The sequence below is a fragment of the Pseudobutyrivibrio xylanivorans genome (genome assembly GCF_008935055.1).
Taxonomy (GTDB): Bacteria; Bacillota; Clostridia; order Lachnospirales; family Lachnospiraceae; genus Pseudobutyrivibrio; species Pseudobutyrivibrio xylanivorans_A.
Genome location: NZ_CP043028.1, coordinates 3,406,852 through 3,412,851, shown reverse-complemented (window position 1 = coordinate 3,412,851; position 6,000 = coordinate 3,406,852). Strand labels below are relative to the sequence as shown.

The 6,000-nt window shown below is 35.4% G+C and carries 9 protein-coding genes; all 9 read left to right on the top strand.

The window, feature by feature from the left end:
• Positions 1-142 precede the first annotated feature (142 nt).
• The 9 genes from FXF36_RS15330 to FXF36_RS15290 all read left to right on the top strand — a co-directional run bounded on the left by FXF36_RS15330 (position 143) and on the right by FXF36_RS15290 (position 5,985).
• Positions 143-817, top strand: a complete 675-nt coding sequence (locus FXF36_RS15330) for a hypothetical protein (protein WP_151625589.1) — start codon at positions 143-145, stop codon at positions 815-817.
• Positions 801-1,187 (top strand): hypothetical protein, encoded by a 387-nt coding sequence (locus tag FXF36_RS15325; protein WP_167511424.1) that lies wholly within the window; start codon positions 801-803, stop codon positions 1,185-1,187. The genes FXF36_RS15330 and FXF36_RS15325 overlap by 17 nt, the downstream gene beginning before the upstream one ends.
• 304 nt (positions 1,188-1,491) lie before the next feature.
• Positions 1,492-2,358, top strand: a complete 867-nt coding sequence (locus FXF36_RS15320) for a SatD family protein (protein WP_151625585.1) — start codon at positions 1,492-1,494, stop codon at positions 2,356-2,358.
• 2 nt (positions 2,359-2,360) lie between these two features.
• Positions 2,361-2,801, top strand: a complete 441-nt coding sequence (locus tag FXF36_RS15315; protein WP_151625583.1) for a DUF3307 domain-containing protein — start codon at positions 2,361-2,363, stop codon at positions 2,799-2,801.
• Positions 2,802-3,053: 252 nt separating this feature from the next.
• The gene (locus FXF36_RS15310; protein WP_151623496.1) at positions 3,054-4,256 is read left to right on the top strand and encodes an IS110 family RNA-guided transposase; all 1,203 of its coding nucleotides are present in this window, start codon (positions 3,054-3,056) and stop codon (positions 4,254-4,256) included.
• 134 nt (positions 4,257-4,390) lie between these two features.
• Entirely contained in the window at positions 4,391-4,726 is a 336-nt protein-coding gene (locus tag FXF36_RS15305; RefSeq protein WP_202880050.1) for a hypothetical protein, read from the top strand.
• 74 nt (positions 4,727-4,800) lie between these two features.
• On the top strand, positions 4,801-5,130 hold the full coding sequence (locus tag FXF36_RS15300; RefSeq protein WP_151625581.1) for a hypothetical protein: 330 nt from the start codon (positions 4,801-4,803) through the stop codon (positions 5,128-5,130).
• A gap of 25 nt (positions 5,131-5,155) precedes the next feature.
• Positions 5,156-5,551, top strand: a complete 396-nt coding sequence (gene relB / locus FXF36_RS15295) for a type II toxin-antitoxin system RelB family anti-toxin (protein WP_167511423.1) — start codon at positions 5,156-5,158, stop codon at positions 5,549-5,551.
• Positions 5,551-5,985, top strand: a complete 435-nt coding sequence (locus FXF36_RS15290) for a hypothetical protein (protein ID WP_151625577.1) — start codon at positions 5,551-5,553, stop codon at positions 5,983-5,985. The genes relB and FXF36_RS15290 overlap by 1 nt, the downstream gene beginning before the upstream one ends.
• The last annotated feature ends 15 nt before the right edge of the window (positions 5,986-6,000 follow it).

Genomic DNA, 6,000 nt, shown 5'->3' with positions numbered 1-6,000 from the left:
ATGGGATACGGATTATGTTTTTGATTATAAAAAAATGAAAATGTCAATTCGTTTAGATCGTAGCTATAACGAAGATGTAGTGATAACAAATGATGATTTTAGTACGCCGCAATTTATTTTCTTATTGATTTCCAGGGGGTATGTGGCAGATGATAACAATATGCGCGTATCTGTAGAACCATATATCCTTAACAAAAGAAATAGTGACATACTCGTTGATTTGATAAATGGTAGAAGAAAATATGAGTTACCAATAATATATGTTTCTAAAACAAGGCAGAACAGAACGCCAATTGATGTTGGGAGATTATCATATGTACTAAAAGGAGTGGCACATGTAATTGTCCAAGGGGATGTATCGATTAATCATCTGTTAAACAAAAAATGTGCACATAGAAATGAGACATATGGATCTATTGGTGTTTATTATCCAAGTCAAAAACTAGGACATAAAAGATGTAAGTATGTGGAAGGCGGACATCCAGAAATATTGATGGATAAAATCGTTGATTATGTTATGCAATACAGTAATTTACAGATGGTGGACTCTATTTTGACCTGGCAAGGTGTTAAGAATAGTATGCTTAATGACATAATCGAAAGAACCAACGAACAATATAATATCGCCATTTCAGATAAGACAAAAGCGCAGAACGAAGTAGAGATTGTATATTCTGAATTTGGTAATGAAATTGATGAGCTGACAGCTAGAATAAAGGAGCTTACAAATAGAAACCTTTTACTTGAGGAAGAAAATGCAAGATTATCAGCTAAAGTCACAGAAAAAAAAGGAGAAAGCAGTGCTTTTTCAGGGTAATGAACAGGATTTCTTTGAAGGAGAAATTAGTGAAATTATATTGGAATGCTTGAGTGAAAGCCTTGATAATCTAGAATCAAAAACTAGAAAAGCAGATGTGATTAAGGATATTATTTCTCAAAATGAACAAGATGGTGAACTCGAAAAACGTAAGCAAAAAGTAAAAGAAATTTTCAAGGGATACAAATCTGTTAATGGAACTATGAAGAAAGAGCTGGAGGCAATTGGATTTGAAGTAAAAGAAGATGGTAAGCATATAAAACTTATATACTTTGGAGATTCAAGGTATATGACTACTATAGCGAAAACACCTAGTGATAATAGAACTGGCAATAATGTAGCTGGAACAATTCTTAGGGAGATGATGTAAATGGCGTATCTATCATGGTAATGGAAAGCTTGCTGCAGAAACCGAGCAGGTTGAAGTCAAGATTGAAAAACTTGCAAAGTTCTTAAAAGAACAGCAGGGAAAGGTTTATGAACCTGGTGAAAGAATACAGGGATACTTTGAACCTTTTATAAGTGAAAAAAACAGTTGCTGTAATTGGCAACTGTTTTTGTTTGCAAAACTAAAGTGCAAACAAATTTATTTGCAGAATCGAAGTGCAAACAAAAACGATTGCATAATGCACGCATTTATTATACTATGATGGTGTAAAGGAGAGTGGTAAAAAATGATAGAATACGCATCACTAATAATAGATATAGAAAAATCGAGAGGATATGGTGTAAAGGATAGAACAGGAATACAAAAAATCTTGATGGACTATACTGAAATACTAAACAGAATGTTTTGTGAGTCAGAAGAATTTCGCGTAACATTTAGTGCAGGCGATTCCCTTCAAGGGTTATTTGTAGATGTGGTTTCAGCATATATGTATTTTAGGTTATTAGAGATTTTAATGCATCCAGTAAAGTTAAGAGCTGGTATAGGCGTTGGCGAGTGGACAATAAAAATAGAAAATGGAATGTCTACGCAACAGGATGGTCCGGCATACCATAACGCTAGGTGGGCAATAGAAGATGTGTATAATTCTCAGCTAAGCAATATAAGAATATATTCAGGAGAGTACGATAATTTGGCTAATCACCTTATGAACGCATCATTGCAATTAAAGCGACAACAAATGCCTATGCAAAACTATGTACAAGTGCTCAATGAATTAATATTTCCTTTTACCGTATATGACAGCGTGTATCAAGGATTTCTTGATGGTATAAGTGATATAATCACAATAAAAGCGGAAATAGTGAAAATGCGTCAACGTCCTACATATGCTGGATTTAATAGTACAAAACAGAAATTTGAAGTGGGGAGCATAGAAAAAAATCTAATGGCACTTGTTAATCCTATAAATATTGAAAAAAAAGGCGTGGAGTGTGAGTATATGATTTCGAGAAGCACTCAGCCCGCAGTCATAGCAGATATTTTGCAAAGCTCAAGGCAAAATGCAGCAACTGTTATGAAGAGAGGTAATGTTTTAAAAATTCGAGAACTTGATTGTGTTGCATTACAATACTTAAAAGAAAGGTATGCATAATAATGGAATTAATCGTATTAGGTCACATTATTGGTGATTTTTATTTACAAACTAAGTTCATAGCGGAAAAGAAAAAAGAACATCTGGGATTATTAATTCTACATAGTTTTTTATATTGTATTCCAGTAATTATGGCTGTAGTAGTCATTGGGAATAATAAAATTGAATCATATTTGGTATTTTCGATACTCTTATTTTTAACACATTTAGCAGTTGATAAGATAAAAAGTATGTTGGATAAAAGAGGAAGATATGCAGGGATAATATTTCTGGGAGATCAGGTAATTCATCTGCTATTACTAGTGATTTTGTTGCGTATTTTGGGTATCAATATACAGGATACATCATGGGTGTATAAGTATTTAGAAAAAATTGAAATAGTGGCAATAACAGCAATTTTAGTTTGCTGGAAACCGGCCGCTATTTTCGTGTCTATAATCTAGTACCATAAAAGTGTAGTTGTTAGAGAGTAATTAACTCTGACATCTGCACTTATTTTTTTATAATAAGGGGAGTAATTGGTATGGCGAGCCGCTTTTTGGATTATCACATCCGGCAACAAAAACTGTCAACCAACCCCTTATTATAAGTATTCGCTTAAGCAGGTAGGGATAAGCTCCCGTGTAACCAACTAAAATGAATGGTAATAAGTGTGGGTGGTAAACAATTACTAATTCAAGTATAGGAGGTTATGTATGATCAGCGTAGGTATTGATGTTTCAAAGGAGAAAAGTACAGTGTGTATACTGAAACCTTATGGAGAGATTGTCGCAAGCCCATTTGAGGTAATGCACACAGAGAGTGAGTTGAAGAATCTGATTCAAATGATTCAGCGGCTGGATGGAGAAATTCGTATAGTTATGGAGGCAACCGGCATATATCATTTGCCAATGTTGTCAGCGCTTCAAGACCAGAACTTTTTTGTGACTGTGATCAATCCTTTTGAAATGAAGGAGTATGCATCCAGAGGGCTTAGAAGAGTAAAGACCGATAAGCAGGATTCAATCACTATCGCGAACTATGGAATTGATAACTGGTATCGCTTGGAAAACCATCAAGGAAGTGATGATGTGTACTCAGAACTAAAGCTTTTGGGAAGGCAGTATTGCCATTACATGGAGCTTCACGTAAAGGCACTGCTTGAATTAACGCATATGCTGGATTATACAATGCCAGGAGTAAAGAAGGAGTTTCACAGTTGGAATGAGAGCAGCGGGAAGGACAAACTAAGTGATTTCGTAGAGAGGTACTGGCATTTCGATAATATAACGGCGATGACCAAAGAAGATTTTATTGAGGATTATATTTCCTGGGCTGCCGAAAAGAAATACCACCAGAACCGATCAAAAGCAGCTACGCTTTATGATCTTGCATCTGATGGTATCCCGACATTGCCTGCCAATACCCCATCGACCAAAATGCTGGTATTGGAAGCAGTAAGGGTACTTCGAGAAATCGACAGTACCTTACTGAAGATAATAACACGAATGAAAGAACTGGCAAAGACACTTCCTGAATATGAAACTGTACGAGCGATGGGAGGTGTTGGGGATGTCTTGGCACCTAAACTGATTGCGGAGATAGGCGATATAAGAAGATTTCATAGTGGTAAGGCGCTTATTGCATTTGCAGGTATAGATGCACCGCCATATGAGTCCGGCCAATTTGTGGGAACTAATCGAAAGATTAGCAAACGTGGTTCAAAGCTACTGCGCAAGATTGGTTATGAGACAATGAGAGTTTTAAAAACGCACAAAGCTCCAGAGGATGATGCGGTATACCGGTTTATTCTAAAGAAAGAGGCCGAAGGGAAATCTAAACGTCAGGCTAAGATAGCAGGACTAAATAAGTTTCTGCGAATTTACTACGCTCGTGTAAGCGAAGTTTACAAAGCATAAAAAGTAGAAAATACAGCTTATTATTGGCTGATGAAAGTCAGCCTTTTTAGTGTGCACAAAAATAATAAGAATAGGGCAAAAAGAAAACCTGCTGGGAAAAGCAATTTACGCTTGACTTTTCTTAGCAGGTTTTCGTGTCTATAATCTTTGAATCTATATTTTTATCAAAAACTAATTGGAAAGAGAGTAGTAAAAAAGAAGATAAGAATAAAGTGCAGAAAAACAAAAATAATGAGCCCAAAGAAAATATAAGAGTAGGATACTGGATTGGTGTACTTGAAAGAGAAATAATTTTGGTGCTTGGTTTATTAGGTCAGTATGGGGCAATTGGATTTGTACTAACAGCTAAGAGTTTGGCGCGCTTTAAACAGCTTGAAGAACAAGAATTTGCTGAGAAATATTTAATAGGAACTCTACTGAGTGCGTTTATAGCGTTTTGCTGTTTGTATTTATGTAGTAGATACAAATAGATTGATAACAAGATTACGGAAGAATTAATCTGCTATCAAAAGAGGATGCTGAGGACAATATTTTTGCTGTTCCTATGCTAGAGAAAGAATTCTCTAACGCTGTCAATGAGGCATGGAAAAATAAACCGCCATGGAAGAGATATCAGAAAAAATTGATGGAGGACCTGTCGGTATTAAGTGTTGAGTTGGAAGGTGCTATTAGACTTCCACAGTATGAGAAACTAACGGGTGAGAAGTATTTGTATTCTATCAGGCACCCTAAAACTAAGAAGAATGTTAGAGTTCTTTATACTATTGTGGATGGGGATATTATCTTACTTCACGCGTTTCTTGAGAAAAATGATTCTGACTATAGAAGAGGAATTAATCTATCAAATAAGAGATTGGATGAGCTAGAGGAATAATGACAGGGGTTAAATGGAGGAAGCTATGAGTTTAAAAGATAAGATTGCTAATGCTAAGAAGACTACATGGGTTACAGATGGATTTGAAGAGCAGGAAGTAAAAATAATTGTTGAATTGGCTAGAATATCAGCGAAGATAGAGTTGGCTCGATTAGACAGAGGAATGACACAAAAGGAATTTGCAGATTTTATGGGGGTTACCCAGGGAATGGTTTCTAAATGGGAGAGCCGCGATTATAATTTTACTATTAAGTCGTTGAATGAAATTTGTGCGAAATTGGGTTTAGAGTGTAATGTTGACATATATTCAGAAAACACGAAGGCAGAATATACTGTTGATAAATGGGAAGCAGAGAACCTAAATAATATTATGAGATTCAGAGTACCTAAGGATATGGTACTTACAGAGGGGATTGCATAATGAATTTAAATGAGATTACAGCAGGGATTGAACTGTTAGGGAATAATATAAATAAGCTTGTGATAAAGAATTCTTTGGTTAACTTTGCAGATGCTAAAGAAAAGAGAATTGATTTTTGTATTAATAAACCTCGATTTGAAAAAGATGAAGACGGTCTAATGGGGCAAATTGAGATAGAGTTTAAAATTGATTTAATCAACTCAGAAGAACAAAAATGTCATATGGAAATAGCACTTGAGGGTGCGTTTGTACCATCAGGAGATATAGATGAAGAACAATTTGAACAACTGGTCATGGTTAACGGTGCAGCTGCGCTTGTAAGTATAGCAAGGGGTAAGATTGAAGCTATATCAGGAAATGTATTAAACAGTGGAAAAATAGTTATTCCGTTTATAAATGTTTTGGAGTACTACAAAGAAGCTAGTATGAAGTAGTGAAAAAGCTGATCA

Coding starts and splice junctions, on each gene's coding strand:
- FXF36_RS15320 (WP_151625585.1), top strand. CDS start 1,492: ATGATAGAATACGCATCACTAATAATAGATATAGAAAAATCGAGAGGA.
- FXF36_RS15315 (WP_151625583.1), top strand. CDS start 2,361: ATGGAATTAATCGTATTAGGTCACATTATTGGTGATTTTTATTTACAA.
- FXF36_RS15310 (WP_151623496.1), top strand. CDS start 3,054: ATGATCAGCGTAGGTATTGATGTTTCAAAGGAGAAAAGTACAGTGTGT.
- FXF36_RS15300 (WP_151625581.1), top strand. CDS start 4,801: ATGCTAGAGAAAGAATTCTCTAACGCTGTCAATGAGGCATGGAAAAAT.
- relB (WP_167511423.1), top strand. CDS start 5,156: ATGAGTTTAAAAGATAAGATTGCTAATGCTAAGAAGACTACATGGGTT.
- FXF36_RS15290 (WP_151625577.1), top strand. CDS start 5,551: ATGAATTTAAATGAGATTACAGCAGGGATTGAACTGTTAGGGAATAAT.